2 protein-coding genes are annotated in these 3,874 nt (G+C 62.1%); both read right to left on the reverse strand.

Annotated elements, in window-relative coordinates; genetic code table 11:
• On the reverse strand, nt 1–1,920 hold a 1,920-nt coding region (gene ppsA, locus VF515_20570), incomplete at its 3' end, for a phosphoenolpyruvate synthase (GenBank protein HEX7410020.1).
• Nucleotides 1,921–2,118: 198 nt separating this feature from the next.
• A partial coding sequence (locus VF515_20575) for a cellobiose phosphorylase (GenBank protein HEX7410021.1) occupies nt 2,119–3,874 on the reverse strand: 1,756 nt, incomplete at its 5' end.

Below are 3,874 nucleotides of genomic sequence, written 5' to 3' on the forward strand. Positions count from 1 at the left end.
CATGTCCTGGCGGACACGGCGCAATGCGGCGCATTCGAGCGCAAATCCTGCGGCGTATGCCGGGTGTGCGTAACGTGCGGCGCCGCGGAAACCCAGCATCGGGTTTTCTTCCTTGGGTTCGAACCCTTCACCGCCGAGCAGCCTTGCGTATTCGTTGGTTTTGAAATCCGACAGGCGGATGATCACCGGCTTGGGATAAAACGCAGCGGCGATGACGCCCACGCCTTCCGAGAGCTTCTGGATGAAATAGTCGGCCGGGCTGGAATAATTGCGGACCAGCCGTTCAATGGTCTTCTGCGCCCGCTTTGAAGTCACCTTGTCCGGGTTGACCAGCGCCATCGGATGCACGCGGACGTGCTCGCTGATGATGAATTCCATCCGCGCCAAGCCAACGCCATCGTTGGGCAGCATGGCTGTTCGGAATGCAAGCTCCGGATTGCCCAAGTTCAACATGATGGCGGTGCGTGGCCGCTTAAGCTCGCTTGTCTCCACCCGCGTCGTCTCGAATGGGAGCTTGCCGTCGTAGACGCGGCCGATTTCTCCCTCGGCACATGACACCGTTACAACAGAGCCCATCTTCAGTGCTTTCTTTGCATCCGTAGCTCCGACCACTGCCGGCACGCCCAGTTCGCGTGCAACGATGGCGGCGTGACAGGTTCGGCCGCCGCGCTCCGTCACGATCGCAGCCGCGATTTTCATCACAGGCTCCCAATCCGGGCTCGTCGATTCCGCAACGAGAATCTCGCCCGGCCGGAACGTCGCCAGTTCACGCGCATCGGCAATGACACGCACGGGTCCGAATGCGATTTTCTCCCCGACCGCTCGACCGGTCACCAACGCGGGAGCAGATCCCTTGAGGGAGTAGGTCTCAAGGCTGGTTGGCGATCTGCGCGAGGCCACGGTCTCAGGTCGGGCCTGAATGATGTAAATCTGCTCATCATCGGCGTCCTTGGCCCACTCAATGTCCATCGGCATCGGATGCCCAGCGTTCGATGAGTAATGGTCTTCAATCCTGATCGCATGATCGGCAAGCGCGAGCACCTCGGCGTCGGTGATGCAAAAGCGCTCGCGATCCGACTTGGGCACGGAGACATTCTTTGTTCGACCATGGCCACGGGCGTAAACCATGCGCATCTGTTTACCCCCCAGAGACCGGCTCAAGACAGCGCGGTATCCTTGGCGAAACGTCGGCTTGTGGACGTAAAATTCGTCGGGATCGACGGTGCCTTGGACGATGTTTTCGCCCAGTCCGTAGACGCCCGTGATGAAGACGACATCACGAAAGCCGGACTCCGTATCCAGCGTGAATGCGACGCCGCTGGAGGCGCGGTCGGCTCTGACCATTTTCATCACGCCGACCGAAAGGGCGACCTTAAAATGGTCGAACCCATTGTCGATCCGATAGGAAATCGCGCGGCCGGTGAAGATGGAGGCAAAGCAGCGCCGACAGGCCTCGAACAAATCCTTTGTGCCACGGACGTTGAGAAAACTTTCGTGTTGGCCGGCAAAGCTTGCCGTCGGGAGGTCCTCGGCGGTCGCAGAGCTGCGGACGGCAACCGCAACGTCAGTGCAATACTTGTTTTCGAGTGTCCGATAGGCCCCGGCAATCTCTTGCCGTAGGTGGTCGGCGCCGGTGGCGTCGAACACGATCTCGCGTGCTTCGGCAGCGCGCTTGGCAAGGACATCCACGCGAGTCTTATCGAGTCCGTCCAGAAGTTGATGCAGCTTGTCCCATGCTCCGGCTGCAGTCAGTGCGTCGCGGTATGCCTGGGCGGTTAGGGCAAAACCATTCGGCACTCGGATACCCTGTCCCGAAAGGACGGAATAAAGCTCCCCGAGCGAAGCGTTCTTGCCGCCCACCAAGGTGACATCGTTGAGCCGCGTGTCGCTGAACCAACGAATGTTGCTCTGGGCGACCATCGTGTTGATGTCCTGAATGTTTAAAAAAAGCTAGTCCACGCCGCGCGTGACTTATTGATTTGCCTCAATGGCAGTCTTCAGAGCCGATCCAGCTAAACATACCACCGACAGGGACAAGAGAATTCTGGACAGGAACAGGGAATTTCACCTGGCAAAACCAAAATCATCGCCGGTTGAGGTTTTCGGTACACCCAGTAGTCAACGGGCTCTGTCGCCGCGAGCGCCCGGCGTCTCGGATACCGGCAGTTGCCTCAGGCGCACCTCGACCCGCCGCACTGACTCATCGGTCGGGAAAGCGATGGTGGCCCCCTCGATCGCCGAGCCATCTACGACGATCTCGACAACGCCCCGGCCGATGTGATCCGGATCCTCGACCCGGATCGCCAGCGCACCCGCAGGCGCCTTTATCTCCGCCTCAAATGAACCCCAGTGCTTGGGCAGGACCGGATCGATGAGGAGTTCGCCATTCCGTAACTGCAATCCCAGAATCGCCTCGACGCCAAGTCGCCAGGTCCAGGCGGCGGAGCCTGTGTACCAGGTCCAGCCGCCGCGACCCGTATGTGGCGCGACACTCGCTACATCCGCCGCAATCACATAAGGCTCGACGCGAAAGCGGTCTGCGTCGGAACGGGATGCCGCGTGATGGATCGGGTTCATGAGTTCAAAGATGTGCGCGGCGCTGTCGCCATCGCCGACACCGGCGAAGGCGAAGCCCAGCCACGCCGCGGCGTGCGTATATTGTCCTCCATTTTCGCGGATCCCCGGCGGATATGCCTTGATATATCCGGGGTCGCGGGGCGTGTCATGGAAGGGCGGCCAGAGAAGTCGGATTAGCCGGTCGTCATCGCGTACCAATTCGCGGGAGGCCGCCTCGACAGCCGCTCGGGCCCGCTCCGAGATGCTGTCGCCGGCGAGCACGGCCCACGATTGCGTGATCGAGTCGATGCGACACTCGTCGGAGGTGGCCGAGCCCCACGGGCGTCCGTCGTCGTCGAAGGCGCGGAGATACCAGTGCCCGTCCCATGCGGTTGCTTCGACCGACTGCCGGAGTTCCTGGGCACGCCTCGTCCAGCCCTCCGCGAGCTCGCTTTGACCCAGGCGGGCAGCCAATCCGGCGAAGCCGGTCATCGTGGCGATTGCGAACCACGCGAGCCACACACTTTCGCCCTGGCCGCGCCTGCCCACACGGTTCATCCCGTCATTCCAGTCGCCCGAGCCCATCAACGGCAGGCCGTGCGGGCCTTGCGTAACCCCGCGCTCCAACGCCCGCTCGCAGTGCTCGAACAGCGACCGCCGCTCAGAGGTCGTGTCGAAACGGGAGTAGCGATCCTCCTCGTCCTGCGAGAGCGGCGCCCCGCGCAGGAACGAAACCTCCTCACTCAGGATAGACAGATCGCCGGTCGCTTCGACATAGTGGCTCGCAACATAGGGTAGCCAGAGGAGGTCGTCAGAGCATCGCGTCCGCACACCGCGGTCGTGAGGTGGGTGCCACCAGTGGAGGACGTCGCCCTCCTCGAATTGCCTCGCGGCGCTGGCCAGGATGTGCGCTCGCGCACGGGCGGGGTCCGCATACAGGAGCGCAAGAACATCCTGAAGCTGATCGCGAAACCCAATCGCGCCGCCGGCCTGGTAAAAACCTGCCCGCGCTAGGAGGCGGGAGGAGAGGGTCTGGTACAGGAGCCACCTGTTCAGCATCAGATCGAAGGCTGGGTCTGGCGTGCGCACGCGAACCGCGCCCAGCAGTCGATCCCAGTAATGGTTGAGCTCCTCGAAGGCGCGATCGACTTGCCCCGGTTCCTGCCAATGACGCGCGAGTTCTTCAGCGTGCGCACGATCGCGCCCCTGGCCGAGGACAAACACGACTTCTGTCGTCTGCTCGGCACCGATGTCGAGATGCACCTGGAATGCTGCGCATGAATCGGCGCCGGGCTCGATGCGTCCGCCGAGGTCCCAC

The organism is Candidatus Binatia bacterium, assembly GCA_036382395.1.
Taxonomy (GTDB): Bacteria; Desulfobacterota; Binatia; order HRBIN30; family HRBIN30; genus JAGDMS01.